Source organism: Rhodococcus oryzae (genome assembly GCF_005049235.1).
GTDB lineage: Bacteria > Actinomycetota > Actinomycetes > Mycobacteriales > Mycobacteriaceae > Rhodococcus_G > Rhodococcus_G oryzae.
Genome location: NZ_SUMD01000018.1, coordinates 24,146 through 40,602, shown reverse-complemented (window position 1 = coordinate 40,602; position 16,457 = coordinate 24,146). Strand labels below are relative to the sequence as shown.

The following is a 16,457-nucleotide window of genomic DNA, read 5'->3' as shown; positions in this document are numbered from 1 at the left end:
TCTCAGCCCTGTCCGTCGACGGAGACGGTGTCGACGGTGTCGAGCCGCTTCATCCGGTCCAGGACGGTCTCGGCGGTCGGGTCACGCAACTCGTCGACGATGTGGCCGTCGGCGAGGAACACCACCCGGTCCGCGTAGCTCGCGGCCCGCGGATCGTGCGTGACGATCACGACGGTCTGGCCGAACTCGTCGACAGCGGCCCGCAGGATGGCCAGCACCTCGCCGGAGGAGCGCGAGTCCAGGTTGCCGGTGGGCTCGTCGCCGAAGATGATCTCCGGCTGACCGGCCAACGCCCGCGCGCAGGCGACACGCTGCTGCTGGCCGCCGGACAGCTCGCTCGGCCGATGGTCGAGCCGGTCCTTGAGCCCGAGCCGGGTGAGCACGTTGTCGAGCCAGGACGGGTCGGCCTTGCGGCCCGCGATGTCGAGCGGGAGGGTGATGTTCTCCAGCGCCGTGAGCGTCGGTACCAGGTTGAACGCCTGGAAGACGAAACCGATCCGGTCGCGCCGCAGCTGAGTCATCTGCTTGTCCGACAGGGTCGTCAGCTCGGTGTCCCCGATCATGACCGATCCCGAGGTGGCGGAGTCCAGCCCGGCCAGGCAGTGCATCAGCGTCGACTTACCGGACCCCGAGGGCCCCATGATCGCGGTGAACTCGCCGCGCGCGAAGTCGGCCGACACCCCGTCCAGCGCGCGGACCTGGGTGTCCCCGGAGCCGTACGTCTTGTTCAGGTTCTGCGCGCGGGCGGCGACGGGGGTGGGGGCCGGCGTTTCGGTTGACACCGCGACGGCGCCGAGGGCATGCGAGCTCATGACTGCCTTTCGTCCTGGGGCTGGGCTGACACTGCGACCGCACCAGTCTTGCCGGAGCCGATATGCGAGCGCCATCAGGGACCACCCTGATCTTTTGCTCGGGGTGGGCGGGATGCTCGAAGTCAGCTGCCGAGGCTCCCGGTCGAGACTGCCGGGGGCACCGGGGGCACCAGGGGAACCGGGGGAACCAGGGGCCGAGGCCCGTTCTCTTCGGTGGCGCCGGCCGGACTCACGGTGACTTCCGACAGCTCCTGACAGGTCTTGGACTTCCAGCTGTTCGTGTAGTTTCCCTGCCCCTCGCTGGTGCTGGGGATTCCGAACAGCATCTTGGAGTATTTGGCGTCCGCGCACACGGTATTCGGGTTGTTCCAGTCGTAGTACTCCGTCCAGGAGATGAAGGAGTTCTTCTCCAGCGTGGCGGTTCCTGCGAGTGTGATCGTTCCCAAGACCGTCGATGCGCCGGTCGTGCGGTCGTCGACAGTGAATGTCCAGCCCGTGCCGCTCGAGTCACGGGCAACCGTCAGCTCGTACACATGCCCGAGCTGCGGGCGAGCATCCCACCGACAGGTCTTGCCGGTACCGTCCTCGGCGAAGGGTTTGCAGTATGTTCCCGTCGATCCGGCGGTACCGGAAACCCCATTCCACACCGAGGCCAGGAACATTCCGCCGCCGTCGCGATGGGTCTGGAAGCCGAAGTAGCCGGACGCGTCCACTCCGGCGAACTCGAACTGGGTGGACCAGTAGGCGTTGTAGTTACCCGGATCGACTTGCAGAGTCATCGGGATGGTGAACGATGTCGGGTTCGCAGGCGCGGACCAGGATGCATAGTTTCCTGGAGTCTGCCCCCAGCCGGCGTGGGCGATCCCGGGAATCAGCACAGCGACTGAAGCGGCGGCTGCAGCGGAGAGGGCGAGCCTTCCGGCCTTGGCGAACATGCAAATCTCCTACGTGAAGTGGGTGATGCCGTGATCGATGACCGTGAGGTCATCCAGTTTCTACAGGGCTTTCGCGGGAGATCCGTCCATCTGATCCGAAAACAGGTATGCCCCTGGCCACCCTGCCCGTATTGATCTCCGCTACCCCGACGAAGCAGGTGGCGGGTTCTCGAAGTCGTCTGTCCGACCCAGGCCCTACCCTGGTAACCATGCGCATCGGAGCACACGTACGCGAGGACGACGATCCCATCGGGGCAGGTGAGCGGCTCGGCGCGGAGGTGGTGCAGCTGTTCCTCACCGATCCGCAGAAGTGGAACAAGCTGACCCCGCATCCGAGGGCCGAGCAGATCCGCGAGAGCGCGATCGACGTCGTGGTCCACTCGTCGTACGTCATCAACGTGGCCAGCCTGAACAACCGGATCCGGATCCCCTCCCGCAAGTCGGTTGCCGAGCAGGCGAAGGCCGCGGCGGACCTCGGCGCGATCGGCCTGGTGGTGCACGGCGGGCACGTCCGCGACGGCGAGGACCCCGCCGCGGGGTTCGACAACTGGCGCAAGCTGTTCGAACGGCAGGCCGACAAGGGTGGCTTCGAGGTGCCGATCCTGATCGAGAACACCGCGGGCGGGGAATCGTCGATGGCCCGGCGGTTCGACGACATCGCCCGGCTGTGGGACCAGGTCGGCGAGTTCGGCGCCGGCTTCTGCCTCGACACCTGCCATGCGTGGGCCGGTGGCGAGGATCTGGTCGGCGTGGTGGAGCGGATCAAGGCGATCACCGGGCGCATCGACCTGGTGCACCTGAACAATTCCCGCGACGAGTTCAACTCCGCGCGGGACCGGCACGCAAACCTGACCGACGGCACCATCGACCCGGAGGTGCTCGCGGCAGTCGTGCTCGCCGCGCAGGCCCCGGTCATCCTGGAGACCCCGGCGGACGGCCTCGCCGACGACCTCGCCTACCTGCGCGAGGCCGTCGGCAACGCCTGAGCCGATTCCGCTTACAGCGCCTCGGCGATCCGCTTGATCTCGTCGAGTCGCGCGTCCCATCGCGCGCCGATCGCCTCGAGCCTGCGACCGACCGCGCTGAGGGTGGCGCCGATCGCGCGGTATCGCACCTCCCGGCCCGCCGGGACGCGTTCGACGAGCCCGGCGGCCTCCAGCGCCGCGAGGTGCTTCGCGATCGCCTGCCTGCTGACGGGCAGGCGATCGGCGAGCGCGGATGCCGACAGGTCCGCCTCGCCGAGCAGCACGAGGATGTCCCAGCGGGTGTCGTCGGCGAGCGCGGCGAACACGCGGGTCGGTGCCGGGACCCCTCCGGTCATGCCGCCTTCGCCTCGAGGTAGGCCACGAGCTCGTCCAGTTCGGCGTTCCAGCCCTGCCGGTTGCCCTCGAGCGCGTCGCGACGAGCGGACTCCACGTCGCTGACCCGGTCGAACCCGGTCTCGACGACGGTGAGCTCGGTCGAGCCACCGAGCTCGCGGAGCACAAATCGCACGTCCGTGCCGCGGATCAGGTCGGGGTCATCGGCCTGGCCCCAGCGGTACCCGAAGCGGTCGGGCTCGTCGACCTCGATGATCTCGAGCGGCATGTCGCCGTGCTCGTCCCAGCTGAAGACGCCCCTGGCCCCGACGGTGAGCGAGTCGATGACCGCACGCTGGCCGAACCACTTTGCGATGTGCTCCGGATCGGTCAGCGCCTCCCACACCCGATCGCGCGTCGCGTTGATGACCACGGTGCGGCTCACGGTGTAGCGCCCCTCGTCCACTGTTGCCTGACCTGTCGACGTCATCTCGATCTCCTCCTGTGGGTTGCCCGCGATAGCTGCAACTCAATGGTTGCACTATTCCTCAGCTGGTGCAACCCCATGGTTGCACTATGGGGGCGCGTGTCGCCGCCCGTCGCTACCGGGAATTCGGGTCGCCAATTGTTAGGATCGGCAAGTGAACTCGCTGGTCGAGGCCCTCAGCTCCGATACCGCACCCTGGTGGGCGGTACCGCTGTCGATGATCCTCGGGATCCTGCTCGGCGTGTTCGCCGTCCGGCGCGGCAGATCGGCATCGACACCGGAACCGGTCCGCACCAACACCTCCGACCCGCAGGCCCGATCGACCTACGTGCGCTTCCTCGCCGCGGCCGACCGGGCACACAACAGCATCGTCGAGGTCGACCACGCCGTGCTCGCCGAGGCGGACCTCGAGGAGTCGCTCGAGTCCGACGACCCGCAACTGAAGGCCCTGGCCCGGTCCATCGTCGAGATGGACTCGATCGCAAACGAACTCCGGATCTGCGCCCCCGGACCGGTGGTCGACGCGACCGTCGCCCTCTTCGGATTCGTCACCGACTCCACCATCGACGGCGTCACCGACCAGGACGCGTTCCGGATCCGGTACACCGACAAGAAGTCCGCACTGATCGGTGCGATCCGGGAGTCACTCGGGGAGCAGCCGCTCACGCCTGCGCGCTGAACGGGGCGGCACCAGGGGCCGGTGAACCGCGCCGGGTACCGCCCCGACCGCTACTGCGGGCCCTTCCCCGCCGGGTACACCGCGTCCACCTCGACCTCCACCAGCCAGCCCGGCACCGGCAGGCTGCCCACCTCGAGCGCAAACCGAGTGGGGCGCGCCTCGTTCCGCTCGAGCGGCGCGGCCGGCTCCGCGGTCCCCATCGCCACCAACTCGGTGTCCCCGGTCTCGAGATTCGTGTTCGCGAAGAACTGGCGGTAGGCCCGGTTCCAGCCGGCGTAGTCGGCGCGGTCGGTGCCCGGCGCATTGTCGAGGAACACCCGCATGGTGGTGACGTCCCCGAGGGTCAGGCCCTGCGCCTCCAGGCTCTCGCGGATCTTCTTGAGCACCCCGATGCCCTGGGCCTCGGTGACGGTCACCCCCGGCGGGAGCACCCCGCCGGAGAATTGCGCGGTGTCGACATAGGACTCCGGGCTGCCCTCCGGCGCCGCCTTGTTCATCGCGGACGGCCCGAGCCCACTCGTCTTGTATACGGCGCTGTCGCCGGCGATGGTGACGCCCTGGGCGATCATCGGGTTCGCCTCGCCCGGTTCGAGCACCGACGTCGAGGCCGCCGACTCCGCGGGCACCGCGGGTTCCTCCGTATCGGAGGAGCAGCCGGCCAGGACGATGATCCCTGCCGCAGCGGCGGCGGTGGCAGCGGTGAATCGCATGCGGTTCTGCATCGTTCGTTTCTCCTTGTGTCGAGGGGAGGTCAGCTGAGCGCGACGCGCTGGTGCAGCGCCGTGACGACGTCGCGGGCGGAGGTGAAGGCACCGTGTTGCCAGGCGATCGCGTTGGACAGGTGGTCGCCTGCGAAGTAGATCCGCTCCACCGGTTCGAGCAGCTTGGTGTACTCGGGGGTGGCGGCGCCGCCGTGCGAGTCCCCCGCCCCCTTCCACCCGACCCAGGCGCCCTCCGAGTACCGGGACCGGCGCCAGCTCCCGGAGAAGGACGAGGTGATGTCGCGTCCGTACTTGTCGCCGTGGATCGCCGTGCCCTCCGCGACGGCCTTGGCCAGACGCTGTCGGTGCGTGAGCGATTCGAAGGCGAGATGTCGTTTGCCGGTGTTGTAGTACCCGACCACCACGCCCCGGTCGGAGCCGAAGTGGTCGTACGGGAACATGATCTGAGAGATGTCCTTGTCGGTGTTGCTGGCGCCGCCGTAGATGCGGTCCTCCGTCTCCCACCACCGCCGGGAGTACTCGATGCCGAGCTTGCCGGAGGAAACCGGGATGGCCGCCTCGAGCGCGGTCAGCACGTCCGCAGGCAGGTTGTTCGCGAAGCGGCCCACCAGGTTCGGCGGCACCGTGCAGATGCAGTAGTCGGCGGTGATCGACCGCGCCCTGCCGTCCTGGGTGTACTCGACGGTGACGCCGTCGGGCACGTTCCTCATCGCCGTCACCTCGGCGCCGTATCGGATCCGATCGGTTCCGATCGCCTCCTGGAAGGCGTAATAGATGCGATCCATGCCGCCGACCGGGGTCATCATCATCGTGGCCTGGTCGTACCCGAACTCGAAGCTGAAGTTGCGCCCGAGCCCGCCGCGGATCACCTCCGACATCGCGAAGGGCTTGGTCTCGGAGCCGAAGTTCAGCCCCGCGCCCGGCTCGGATTCGTAACCGCGCCGGGAGGATCCGAGATAGCGACCGTCGCTGGACAGGTCGCCGAAATCACTGAGGAAGGATGCCAGCGCCTCCTTGTCCTGCGGCGAGAGGACGTCGTCGAGCGCACCCATCGATGCGGCCTTGTTGAGCAGCTCCGACATGTACCCGAAGGTGTCCGCCTTGGCCGCGCGGTACTGGACGGACTGGCCCGAGATCGAGGTGTCGCTCTTGTAGTGCACGACGGTGTTCGCGTTCTGGTTGCCGAACGGCTGAATCTCGACTCCCAGCTCGCGGCAGTAGTCGAGGGTGATGTGGCTCTGCGGGATCCGGGTGGCGCCGAGGTTGTAGAAGTGCCCCTCCGAGAAGGTGCAGGTCTGCGTCTCACCGTTCAGGTCGGTCTCGGTCGTGCCGCCGCGCACCGAGTACACCCGGCCGCCCGGACGGGTCCGCGCCTCGAGCACCGTGACGTCGTAGCCCGCCTTGCGCAGCTCGTAGGCCGAGCACAGGCCCGCCGGCCCGCCGCCGAGGATCACGATGGACTGCGAGCCGGGCGCCTGGCCGATCAGGTCGCCCATCGCCGGGGCTTGGAAGCGGCGGGGCGCGGCCGCGGTCGCCGGGGCAAGACCGAGGGTCGACATCGCCCCGTACGCCAGGCCGACGCCGCCGGTGACACCGAGTCCCTGCATGAATGATCTTCTGGTGACTGCCAATTCGCGCTCCCATTCGTGCTCTCGGCTGGCCGAGGTGGATGTTCGCCGCCAATCCTGTGGTGGCCGTGAGTCGCGACAGCTACGCGAACGAGAAATTCGCGGTGCGTCGAGTGAGAACGGGCGCGCTCGGTTTCTCACTCGCCGAGCGACCCCGGACTCATGACCGCAACGTTCGCGAAACACGCCCCGGATACCGTCGCCGGACCGGTGCCTCCCGGGGGCCGGACGGTGTGGAGGTGCGATGACTGCCTTGGCTGACGCGATCGCGCGGTCCTTCTCGGCGGTGGAACCGGAGCGGCCCGCGGTCTCACCGCTGCGCGCTCTCGGACGCCGCAGGCTCTCCGGCACCGAGGTGCTGGCTCAGGCCATCGCGACGACCGCCCCCGCGGCCTCGATGGTGCTGCTCCCCGTCACGATGCTGACCCACGAGACCCTGCTCGCGGGGCTGATCACCATCGTCGTCGCCACGGTGGCCGTCTCGCTGATCGCGGCATGCGTATCCCAGTTCACCCGCAGGCTGGCGGCCGCAGGCGGGCTCTACAGCTTCGTGTTCCAGGGCTTGGGGACCCGCGCCGCACTCACCACCGGCGTCGCAATGCTGGCGAAATACCTCGGCAGCGGCGCCCTGACGATGTACCACGGCGGTCAGGCGCTCATCGCGTTGCTCGCCGAACTCGGCCTCCAGCCACGGGGGCCGTGGGTGGCGGCCGTCTACCTCACGGTGGCCGCCGTCATCCTCGCGGCACTGGTCCGCGGGGTCCGGTTCGCGGCCCTCGCCATCCTCACCGTCGAGGTGTGTTCGCTGATGTTCATCGCCGGGCTCATGATGCTCTCCGGGTCCAGCGATCAGGTCGCAATGGTCGACAACGCCGACAGCACCCGCGGTGTGATGTTGGTGGTGCTGACCGCGCTGTTCGCCCTTGCAGGGTTCGAGAGCGCCACGTTCTTCGGGCCGGAGGCGAAGCGACCGTTGGTGACCGTGACCCGCACCGTGCTGCTCACCCCGATGATCTGTGGGGCGATGTTCATCTTCGCGGCCTGGGCCGCCTGGTCCGGGCGCGCCGACACGGTGGTCAACGCGTACCTGCATGGCACCGGCACCGGAGTGAGTCCGGCGGTGGTGATCATGCTCAACCTCGGACTGAGCTGTTCCTGGCTGGCGTCGTCGATGGCCTCGTCCAATGCCGCCTCTCGGCTGGCCTATTCGATGGGGATCGAACGGGTGTTGCCGGGGGCGTTGGCGGCCGTGCACAGCCGGCTTCGGACACCATGGGTGGCGCTCTCGGTGATCGTCGCGACGGTGCTGTCCGCGGCGATGGCCTTCGCGGCATTCGACGCCGTGATCGCCGACGTCAAGGTCGGCGTGCGTTGCGCACTGATCATCGCGTACCTGCTGGTGACGGTCGCATCACTGAGGTTCCTGCACCGGATCCGCGAGCTGACCCTCCCAGTCGTGTGTGCCGGATGGATCGGCGGCACGGCCGCGGCGGCAACCCTCGGCTACATCGTGGGGCTGAATGCGTACGACGGCCGGTACTGGGCAGGTGCGGCGGTCGCGTCCGTGGTCCTGGCCGGGGCGGCGTGGCAGCGGCACCTGCGCCGAAGCCGTCCCGGCGCCCTCGCCGCTGTCGGGGTGTTCGACAGCCCCGAGTCGGCGGAGGTGCTGCCCGGCTCGGGGGCCCTCGGCACGAACGCGCGCGGCGCCATCGCATTGGTCGGCGCAGACCGTACGGACCGCGGCGGGCGTTGATGGCGGGACTCCGGACCGCCGAGCTCGGCGGGCACGAACCGAAGGCGGTGCAGAAAGCGTTGTCACTGCTCGAAGCGGTGGCCAGCCTCGGGCCCGGCGCGGCCGCACGGGACATCGCCACGATGAGCCGAATCCCACCGGCCACCGCCTACCGACTGCTGAACCTGCTTGTGGCGGACGGATTCCTGATCCGGGTCGAGGACCTGTCGGGGTTCGCCCTCGGTCGGCGCACCCGCGAACTTGCGGGGGCGGCCGCCCCACCCGAACCCGACACGGACCGCGGCCGGGTCCTCGAAGAGCTGCGGTCACAGGTCCGGTTCGGCATCTATCTGGCGTCCTATGCCGACGGTCGGGTCCGCCTTGTCGACCGCGACCCCGATCACGAACTCGCCGCCGAGTCCGCGATCACCGCACACCTGCACGCCTCGGCCATCGGAAAGCTGCTGCTGTCCCGGCTCCCGGAGCACGACCGGCCACGCCCCCTGCGCCGGCTGACCGCGCACACCATCACCGATCCGAGCACCCTCGCCGCCGAACTACGGCGGGTCCGCGATGCCGACGCGGCGGGCGAGATGGACGAATGTCGGGTCGGCCGAACGGCGGTCGCCGTGCCGGTGCGGACCTCGGACGGCCGGGTCGCCGGCTGCCTCGCGGCGATCGGCAAGACCGGCCGCCTCGAACCCACCGACCGGGATGTCCGCGATCTGCTGCGCTCGTTCGCCTCTCGACTGTGCCTGCCCGCGTCGGAGAGGCGGTCCTCGGCGGCCCACACCTGAGGGCTCGGTGGTCTGGTCCAACCCGACAACGGACGGTCGGGTGCTGAAATCATCTCTCGCCGGGGGCACGGTTATCCGGTACCTTCTCCTCGGAGCAGCACACAACACGAGGAGCATTGAGTGAACGGCAAGAACCTGGCACGTCGCACCACCGCCGCATTCGCCATCGGCGCGACCGCCACCCTCGTGTTCGCGGGCACCGCAGGCGCCGACCCCCAGTCGGACGGCATCCAGGATCTCCGCAAGGCCGCCGCCAACTCCGAGGCGAACAGCGCCGCCGTTGACGTCCTGGTCGGCTCTCCCCTTGTCACCACGAACATTGCGAGCTCCTTCGGCCTGTTCGCGTTCACCTCGCCGACGCTCGGTTGCGGCCCCGGCGTCCCGATCACGCTCACCGGAGCCTCCGCCAGCAGCGGCGGCGACCTCAAGGCCGGCCAGATCCGGTTCCAGGCCTCGCCCCGCGTCTCCGGAGTGGCGAAGGGCTCCGGCCTGACCGCCGTGTGGGTCAACACCAGCACCGGCGCCAGCGGCATCGCCCCCATCGACGGTGTCACCGAGTTCGGCACCCCGTCGCTGTCGAAGGTCGTGGACTCGGGCCCCGGCAACGTCGCCGCCGCACTGTTCGGCACGGTCACATACGCGGACGCGACCTGCGTCGTGCTGCCGACCGTCGGGATGTTCACCGTCGCGCCCGACGCGCCTGCCGCACCGGCCAAGTAGCCTTCCGCCCCACAGCAAACAACGCCCGGCCACATTGTGGCCGGGCGTTGTCAGTTGGTCAGTAGCGGTCGCGCTTGGGCTTTCGATCGAACTTGCCCTTGCCGCCGTCGCGCGCGGGCCGTTGCCCGGGCGGGCCCTGGTCCGGGGTCAACTGGATGAGCACACCGGAGATCCGGGTCCGCCGCAGCGCCTCGAGGGTCTCGCTCGCGAGGTCCGCCGGAAGCTCCACCAGGCTGTGATCGGGCCGAATGCTGATGTGACCGAAGTCGCTTCGCCGAAGGCCGCCCTCGTTGGCGATCGCGCCGACGATCGCGCCTGGCGCCACCCGGTGCCGCTTACCGACCGCGATCCGGTAGGTGGCGAGCTCCTGCCCCTCCCGACCGAACTTGGGCTCGTCATCGAACTTGCGGGGCGGGCGCTCCGCGCGCGGCTCGCGCTCGCGGCGCGGCGGCGCCGGCGGCTCGGGCGGCATCAAGAAGGTCTCCCCGTCGCGCGAGAGCACGGCCAGGGCCGCCGCGATATCGGCGAGCGGCACGTCGTGCTCGCGCTCGTAGTCCTCGATCAGAGTCCGGAACAGCGCCAGGTTTTCGGAGTTCAGGCTCTCGGTGATCGAGTCGCCGAACTTGGCGACGCGCTGCGCGTTGACGTCCTCGACGGTCGGCAGCTGCATCTCGGTCAAGGGCTGGCGCGTGGCCTTCTCGATCGCCTTGAGCAGGTGCCGTTCCCGCGGCGCCACGAACAGCAGCGCCTCGCCGGAGCGTCCGGCGCGGCCGGTACGGCCGATGCGGTGCACGTAGGACTCGGTGTCGTGCGGGATGTCGTAGTTGACGACGTGCGAGATGCGCTCGACGTCGAGGCCGCGGGCCGCGACGTCGGTGGCGACGAGGATGTCGAGCACACCGCTCTTGAGCTGACCGATGGTGCGCTCACGCTGCGCCTGCACGATGTCGCCGTTGATGGCGGCGGCCGAGAACCCGCGCGCCCGCAGGCGTTCGGCGAGATCCTCGGTGGCCTGCTTGGTGCGGACGAAGATGATCATCGCCTCGAAGGTCTCCACCTCGAGGACCCGAGTGAGCGCGTCGAGCTTGCGCTGGTGCGCCACCTGCACATACCGCTGCGTGATGTTCGGCGCGGTCGACGTCTTGGTCTTGACCGTGATCTCGACCGGGTCGTGCAGGTACTGCTTGGAGATCTTGCGGATCGCAGCCGGCATGGTCGCCGAGAACAGCGCGACCTGCTTGTACTCGGGGGTGTCGGCCAAGATCCGCTCGACGTCGTCCTGGAAGCCCATCTTGAGCATCTCGTCGGCCTCGTCGAGCACCAGGTAGTCCAGGTGCGAGAGGTCGAGGGTGCCCTTCTCCAGGTGATCGATCACCCGGCCCGGGGTACCGACGATGATCTGTGCGCCGCGCCGAAGTCCGGACAGCTGCACGCCGTAGGCCTGGCCGCCGTAGATCGGCAGCACGCTCAGCCCGGGGATGTGCGCCGAGTACTTACCGAACGCCTCCGCGACCTGGAGTGCCAGCTCGCGGGTCGGCGCCAGCACCAGGGCCTGCGGCCGCTTCTGCTCGGTGTCGATGCGGGACAGGATCGGAACGGCGAACGCCGCGGTCTTGCCGGTGCCGGTCTGCGCGAGACCGACGACGTCGCTTCCGGACATCAACGGCGGGATGGTCGCGGCCTGGATCGGCGACGGCGACTCGTAGCCGACGTCCGAGAGTGCCCGCAGCACCCGTTCATCGATGCCGAGGTCGGCAAAGGTGGTGGTGTCGGTTTCCGGCTCGGGGTTGTGCTCGGTGTCGCTCATCTCACCAGGAGTTTAGTACGTCGCCGCCGGGTGTCCCGTTCACGCCCTTTCCGCGGCCCTCACCGACGCCGTTCGGACGGGCTGTCGGAGCACCGTGCGCAGCTTCTCGGGCGCGGACTTTCTGGGGTCCCCGAGGTAGATCTCGTGGTGCTTGCCATTGAATTCGAGACCGCGACCGGGGATGAACTCGTCGTGCAACCGCTCGAGGGTCGGCGCCTCGTCGTCGTACGAGCCGACGTGCATGATCTGCACCGACAGGCCTTCGTCGTGCCGTTCGTGGCGCAACTCCCCCACCACGGGCAGCTTCTTCTTGGACTCCGTCTCGGCCAGGATCGCCGCGACCTCGGCGGTGGTCATCCAGTCCGGCTGCCGGATCTGCATCGTCCAGCTCCACTCCGACTTGCTGCGGTCGACGAAGACCGCGGGATCCGGCGCCCACCACCGGCCCTCCAGCGGCCCGACCACATAGTCGGCCTCGTGCCCCTTCTTGCTCGCGAACTTCACCGCGTACGAGGCGGCGTACAGAGACTCCACCGCCAGCCGATAGTCCTCGGAGACGTTCGGGTCACCGTGACCGTCGATCATGAGAAACCACATCGGGGGAACCTCCACCAGGACGAAGTCCCCGGTGGCCGGCGCGTAGAGCTCCTTCTGCTTCTTGAAATCGAGCTTGGTCATCGTTTCCTCTCAAGCGATGTCAGGGTCCGGGCGACCCAGCTCTGTTCCGCGTCGAGCATCGCGACCGAGTACTCGAAGACGGCATCAACGAAATCCGGCAGCGGTCGTTGGGCGTCGCGAGCGGCTGTCACCTCTACCCGCTTGCGGCTCAACGCCTCCGAGCGCCGACGCAGCGCGGCGATCGACTCGGCGGGCGGGAGGAGCGGCCAGTTGGCCATCCCGACCAGCACCGGCGCGGCCGCCACGGACGGCTCGGCGAGGAGCTGCGCGGTCCGCTCCGCGGCGGCCGCCCGTCCGGCCGGGGTGATCGCGTAGACCCGGCGGGGCCTGCCGGGTCCACCCGCTTCCACCGCCACCTCCTCGATGAGGCCGCGCTTGTCGAGCTTGCCGAGGAGGTAATAGATCGAGGAGAACCCGATCTGGGTCCACTGCCGCATGCCGCGCTCGTCGATCACCTTCTCGAGGTCGAAGCCGTGGCGCGGACGCTCGGCGATCAGGCCGAGAACGGTCACCTCGGATTCGGTCAGGTCTGCAGCCACCCGCATATCCTAGCACTAGGATATGCGGGTGGCTGCGGCCTCCTCGACAGTGAGCGGGGCTACGCCATACTCGGACCATGGTCGAGATCGCAGTGGCCCAGTTCGCCCCGGGCATGGATAAAGCCGAAAACCACCTCACCCTGCGCAATCTCGTCGGCGAGGCCTCGGCAAGGGGTGCCGAGGTTGTCGTTGCTCCCGAGTACTCGATGTTCACCGCGCCGCCCACCGACGAGCGGCTCGTCGCCTCCGCGGAGCCGCTCGACGGGCCGTTCGTCGGTGGCCTGTTGGAGATCGCTGCGCAGTTCGGGGTGCACGTCGTCGCGGGCGTCAACGAGACGCTCGACGACGACACGCGAATCTCCAACACCCTGGTGGCCGCGGCGCCCGACGGCCGGATCGCCGCGGTCTACCGCAAGCTGCACCTGTACGACGCATTCGGATACAAGGAGTCGGACGTGTTCCGCGCCGGGGCGATCGACGACCCGGCGACGTTCGAGGTGGATGGGCTCACCTTCGGCATGCAGACCTGCTACGACCTGCGATTCCCAGAGGTCACCCGGCGGATCGTGGACGCGGGAGCGGACGTGCTGTTGCTGCCGGCGCAGTGGGTGCCCGGACCCCTGAAAGAGGACCACTGGACCACCCTGGTGCGTGCGCGGGCGATCGAGAACACCATCTACGTCGCGGCCGCCGACCAGAGCGCCCGGACCGGGGCAGGCAACTCGATGATCGTCGACCCGATGGGCGTGGTGCTCGCGTCGCTCGGCGATCAGGTCGGAACCGCGCGCGCCGAGGCCACCGCCGAGCGGATCGCCCAGGTTCGGGCGACCAACCCGGCGCTGGCGCTGCGCCGGTTCGGCATCACCGAGCGCTAGGTCCCGCACACGGGCGCCGGAGGCGCTCGAGCGGCGTAGCGTCAGAGACAGGATGCTGTACGAGACTCGCGCGAAAGCCGGTCGCGCGTTGGCCGAGTCGCTCGGCCACCTGCGCGACGCGGATCCGCTCGTGCTCGGGCTGCCAAGGGGCGGGGTGCCCGTCGCGACCGAGGTCGCGCACGAACTCGGCGGCGAACTCGACGTGATCCTCGTCCGCAAGCTCGGCGTGCCGTGGCAGCCGGAGCTGGCGATGGGCGCGCTCGGCGAGGGGGGCGTCCGGGTGCTCAACGACGACGTCCTCGCGCAGACCGGGATGAGTCCACTCGGGCTGGCCACCGTCGAATCGCGGGAGCGCCGCGAACTCGAGCGGCGTGCGCGGGTGCTGCGCGGCGATCGGGGGCGGATCCCGCTGCGAGACCGGACCGTGGTGATCGTCGACGACGGCATGGCCACCGGGGCGACGGCGGCGGTCGCGTGCCGGGTGGCTAGGGCCGACGGGGCTGCCCGCGTGGTGGTCGCGGTGCCGGTCTCCTCCGAGGAGGCGGTCGCACGGCTGACCAAGGAGGCAGACGAGGTGATCTGCCCGCTCGTCCCGCGCTGGCTCGGCGGCGTCGGCGGCGCCTACCGGGATTTTCACCAGCTCACGGACCAGGAGGTGACCGACCTGCTCGCCACGTGATCTTCGCCTCAACCAGACGAAAAACCCGCAGATCACGAGACTTGGGGTTACACGTAATTTTCCGTAGCGAGGCTAACCCTCGCAATTCGGACAAGCTTGAGAGTGCATACCGACCACAGATGTGATCCAATGCACACTCCACACGTCAGTAGTACCTGGAGGGGTCACAGTGCGAGAGTTCGAAGTCCCGGCGTCGTTTTCCATCCCGGAAGACATCTCCATGGCCGATACGGTGTTCCGCCTCGAAAAGGAGAGCCCCCAGCACGTTCCCTTCAAGCGACTGGTCAACGGCTCCTGGGTCGACGTCACCGCGGCCGAATTCGCCACGCAGGTCAAGGGTGTCGCCAAGGGTCTGATGGCCTCCGGCATCGCGCTCGGCGATCGCGTCGCCATCCTGTCCGCCACCCGCTACGAGTGGGTCGTGCTGGACTACGCCATCTGGACCGCAGGCGGCTGCACCGTCGCCATCTACGAGACCTCCTCCGCCGACCAGGCGCAGTGGATCCTCGAGGACTCCGCCACCTCGGTGCTTGTCGTCGAGACCGCGAAGCACGCCGCCACCGTCAAGGACGTCGCCGAGGCCGCCCCCGCGCTGCGGGAGATGCTGCAGATCGAGGCGGGTGCGCTCGAGGAGCTCACCGCTCGCGGCGCCGCCATCACCGACGAGGAACTGCACGAGCGTCGCGGGCAGGTGAACGCCGCCTCCCCCGCCACCCTCATCTACACCTCCGGCACCACCGGCCGCCCCAAGGGCGTCCAGCTCACCCACTCGAACTTCTACGCCGAGTCCAAGGCCGTGAAGATCGCGCTGGACGACGCGATGTACGAGGGCCAGAGCACCCTGATGTTCCTGCCACTGGCGCACGTGTTCGCCCGCGCCATCTCCTTCGGCGCCTTCGACAACAAGGTGACCGTCGGCCACACCGCCGACATCAGCACCCTGCTCGAGCAGTTTGCGGCGTTCAAGCCGAACTTCATCCTCTCGGTGCCGCGCGTGTTCGAGAAGGTGTACAACTCGGCCAAGCAGAAGGCCGAGGACGGCGGCAAGGGCAAGATCTTCGCGAAGGCCGCCGACACCGCCATCGCATGGAGCGAGGCCCAGGACACCGGCGGAGCGGGCCTCGGGCTCAAGCTCAAGCACGCGCTGTTCGACAAGCTGGTCTACGGCAAGCTGCGGGCCGCGCTCGGCGGCGAGTGTGACCGCGCGGTGTCCGGCGGCGCGGCGCTCGGCGCGCGTCTCGGACACTTCTTCCGTGGCATCGGCCTCCCGATCTACGAGGGCTACGGCCTCACCGAGACCAGCGCCGCGATCACCGTGAACACCACGAACGCCCAGAAGGTCGGTTCTGTCGGCAAGCCGATCAACGGGCACGCGGCGAAGATCGCCGAGGATGGCGAGCTGCTTGTCAAGGGACCGGTCGTGTTCAACGGCTACTGGCACAACGACGCGGCCACCGCGGATTCCATCCGCGACGGCTGGTTCCACACCGGCGACCTCGGCTCGATCGACTCGGAGGGCTTCGTCTCGATCACGGGTCGCAAGAAGGAGATCATCGTGACCGCCGGCGGCAAGAACGTCGCCCCGGCCGTGCTCGAGGACGCGCTGCGCGCCCACGCCCTGATCAGCCAGTGCCTGGTCGTCGGCGACGCGAAGCCGTTCATCGGCGCGCTGATCACCATCGACCCCGAGGCCCTGCCGGGTTGGCTCGAGCGCAACGGCATCGCCGCGGACATCGCGATCTCGGAGATCGTCAAGCATCCCGACCTGGTCGCCGAGATCGACGCCGCGGTCGCCGAGGGGAACAAGAAGGTCTCGAACCCGGAGCAGATCAAGAAGTACCGCATCCTCGATGTGGACTTCACCGTCGAGACCGGCGAGCTGACCCCCACCCTCAAGCTCAAGCGCAACATCATCCACCAGGAATTCGCGACGGCGATCGAGGCCATTTACACCTGAGCGATCCCCTGCCATGAGTGAATGGGTCGTCCCTCCGATCGGGGGGACGACCCATTCGTTTTCAAGGAGGAGTGCCAGATGCTCAACCCGCAGGACGTACTCGTGTACGACC

At 68.6% G+C, this 16,457-nt stretch carries 17 protein-coding genes; 8 read left to right on the top strand and 9 right to left on the bottom strand.

Annotated features, from left to right (window positions below; genetic code table 11):
• Positions 1-2: 2 nt before the first annotated feature.
• Both FCG67_RS24265 and FCG67_RS24260 read right to left on the bottom strand, forming a co-directional pair.
• The gene (locus FCG67_RS24265) at positions 3-812 is read right to left on the bottom strand and encodes an ABC transporter ATP-binding protein (protein ID WP_077042384.1); all 810 of its coding nucleotides are present in this window, start codon (positions 810-812) and stop codon (positions 3-5) included.
• Between the two features lie 122 nt (positions 813-934).
• The gene (locus FCG67_RS24260) at positions 935-1,747 is read right to left on the bottom strand and encodes a DUF3472 domain-containing protein (RefSeq protein WP_136912133.1); all 813 of its coding nucleotides are present in this window, start codon (positions 1,745-1,747) and stop codon (positions 935-937) included.
• A gap of 209 nt (positions 1,748-1,956) precedes the next feature.
• On the opposite strand from FCG67_RS24260, the gene FCG67_RS24255 reads away from it, so the two are divergent.
• Positions 1,957-2,733, top strand: coding sequence for a deoxyribonuclease IV (locus tag FCG67_RS24255; RefSeq protein WP_136912132.1), 777 nt, complete (start codon positions 1,957-1,959; stop codon positions 2,731-2,733).
• Between the two features lie 11 nt (positions 2,734-2,744).
• On the opposite strand, the gene FCG67_RS24250 is transcribed toward FCG67_RS24255, so the two are convergent.
• Together FCG67_RS24250 and FCG67_RS24245 are read right to left on the bottom strand one after the other, a co-directional pair.
• Positions 2,745-3,068: an ArsR/SmtB family transcription factor gene (locus FCG67_RS24250; protein ID WP_136912131.1), complete on the bottom strand. Its 324-nt coding sequence runs from the start codon at positions 3,066-3,068 to the stop codon at positions 2,745-2,747.
• Entirely contained in the window at positions 3,065-3,535 is a 471-nt protein-coding gene (locus FCG67_RS24245; RefSeq protein ID WP_136912130.1) for an SRPBCC family protein, read from the bottom strand. Before FCG67_RS24245 ends, FCG67_RS24250 begins: the two co-directional genes overlap by 4 nt.
• Positions 3,536-3,686: 151 nt before the next feature.
• Between FCG67_RS24245 and FCG67_RS24240 the strand changes: the two genes are divergently transcribed.
• Positions 3,687-4,211, top strand: coding sequence for a hypothetical protein (locus FCG67_RS24240; RefSeq protein WP_136912129.1), 525 nt, complete (start codon positions 3,687-3,689; stop codon positions 4,209-4,211).
• A 50-nt stretch (positions 4,212-4,261) separates the two neighbouring features.
• Here FCG67_RS24240 and FCG67_RS24235 read toward each other — a convergent pair whose 3' ends face one another.
• On the bottom strand, positions 4,262-4,933 hold the full coding sequence (locus FCG67_RS24235) for a Rid family hydrolase (protein WP_136912128.1): 672 nt from the start codon (positions 4,931-4,933) through the stop codon (positions 4,262-4,264).
• 29 nt (positions 4,934-4,962) lie between these two features.
• Positions 4,963-6,540 (bottom strand): flavin monoamine oxidase family protein, encoded by a 1,578-nt coding sequence (locus tag FCG67_RS24230; RefSeq protein ID WP_136912127.1) that lies wholly within the window; start codon positions 6,538-6,540, stop codon positions 4,963-4,965.
• A 265-nt stretch (positions 6,541-6,805) separates the two neighbouring features.
• On the opposite strand from FCG67_RS24230, the gene FCG67_RS24225 reads away from it, so the two are divergent.
• From FCG67_RS24225 to FCG67_RS24215, 3 genes are all read left to right on the top strand, one after another.
• Positions 6,806-8,314: an APC family permease gene (locus tag FCG67_RS24225; protein WP_136912126.1), complete on the top strand. Its 1,509-nt coding sequence runs from the start codon at positions 6,806-6,808 to the stop codon at positions 8,312-8,314.
• Positions 8,314-9,090 (top strand): IclR family transcriptional regulator, encoded by a 777-nt coding sequence (locus tag FCG67_RS24220; RefSeq protein WP_136912125.1) that lies wholly within the window; start codon positions 8,314-8,316, stop codon positions 9,088-9,090. Before FCG67_RS24225 ends, FCG67_RS24220 begins: the two co-directional genes overlap by 1 nt.
• A gap of 120 nt (positions 9,091-9,210) precedes the next feature.
• Positions 9,211-9,810 (top strand): hypothetical protein, encoded by a 600-nt coding sequence (locus tag FCG67_RS24215; RefSeq protein ID WP_136912124.1) that lies wholly within the window; start codon positions 9,211-9,213, stop codon positions 9,808-9,810.
• A gap of 58 nt (positions 9,811-9,868) precedes the next feature.
• Here the strand turns inward: FCG67_RS24215 and FCG67_RS24210 are convergent, their stop codons facing one another.
• The 3 genes from FCG67_RS24210 to FCG67_RS24200 are packed head-to-tail and all read right to left on the bottom strand — an operon-like array spanning position 9,869 to position 12,834.
• Complete coding sequence (locus FCG67_RS24210) at positions 9,869-11,617, bottom strand: DEAD/DEAH box helicase (protein ID WP_136912123.1); 1,749 nt, start codon at positions 11,615-11,617, stop codon at positions 9,869-9,871.
• Between the two features lie 39 nt (positions 11,618-11,656).
• Positions 11,657-12,295, bottom strand: coding sequence for a GyrI-like domain-containing protein (locus FCG67_RS24205; protein WP_136912122.1), 639 nt, complete (start codon positions 12,293-12,295; stop codon positions 11,657-11,659).
• The gene (locus FCG67_RS24200; RefSeq protein WP_211243312.1) at positions 12,292-12,834 is read right to left on the bottom strand and encodes a PadR family transcriptional regulator; all 543 of its coding nucleotides are present in this window, start codon (positions 12,832-12,834) and stop codon (positions 12,292-12,294) included. Before FCG67_RS24200 ends, FCG67_RS24205 begins: the two co-directional genes overlap by 4 nt.
• A gap of 77 nt (positions 12,835-12,911) precedes the next feature.
• On the opposite strand from FCG67_RS24200, the gene FCG67_RS24195 reads away from it, so the two are divergent.
• The 3 genes from FCG67_RS24195 (at position 12,912) to FCG67_RS24185 (ending at position 16,345) form a co-directional block, all read left to right on the top strand.
• Positions 12,912-13,709 carry a carbon-nitrogen hydrolase family protein gene (locus FCG67_RS24195; protein ID WP_136912120.1) on the top strand — a complete coding sequence of 266 codons (798 nt, stop codon included), beginning with the start codon at positions 12,912-12,914 and terminating at the stop codon, positions 13,707-13,709.
• Between the two features lie 52 nt (positions 13,710-13,761).
• On the top strand, positions 13,762-14,388 hold the full coding sequence (locus tag FCG67_RS24190) for a phosphoribosyltransferase (protein ID WP_136912119.1): 627 nt from the start codon (positions 13,762-13,764) through the stop codon (positions 14,386-14,388).
• Positions 14,389-14,557: 169 nt separating this feature from the next.
• On the top strand, positions 14,558-16,345 hold the full coding sequence (locus FCG67_RS24185; protein WP_136912118.1) for an AMP-dependent synthetase/ligase: 1,788 nt from the start codon (positions 14,558-14,560) through the stop codon (positions 16,343-16,345).
• The last annotated feature ends 112 nt before the right edge of the window (positions 16,346-16,457 follow it).